This is a genomic window from Pseudomonas sp. HMSC063H08, assembly GCF_001813645.1.
Lineage (GTDB): Bacteria > Pseudomonadota > Gammaproteobacteria > Pseudomonadales > Pseudomonadaceae > Pseudomonas > Pseudomonas aeruginosa.
In genome coordinates this window covers 1-244 of the sequence record NZ_KV813337.1, presented here as the reverse complement: position 1 = coordinate 244, position 244 = coordinate 1, and the positions used below count along the sequence as shown (strand labels likewise).

Annotated in this window: 1 protein-coding gene; it reads left to right on the top strand. The window is 66.0% G+C overall.

The features are described 5' to 3' along the window. Nucleotides 1–244, top strand: a 244-nt coding sequence (locus HMPREF2924_RS02500; protein ID WP_031804355.1) for a nucleoid-associated protein, incomplete at both ends; no start/stop codon positions are given.

Below are 244 nucleotides of genomic sequence, written 5' to 3'. Positions count from 1 at the left end.
ACCGAGACGCTGGTCGACTACGCCACCTCCCAGGCGCGCATCGGCGAGCCGATGACCCTCGACGCGCTTTCGGAACTGATGGACGACCAGCAACCGCGGGCGTTCTACGACTACATCCGTAACAAGGACTACGGCCTGTCGCCGGAAATCCCGGCGGACAAGCGCACCCTCAACCAGTTCCGCCGCTTCACCGGCCGCGCCGAAGGCCTGTCGATCAGCTTCGAGGCGCACCTGCTGGGCTCCA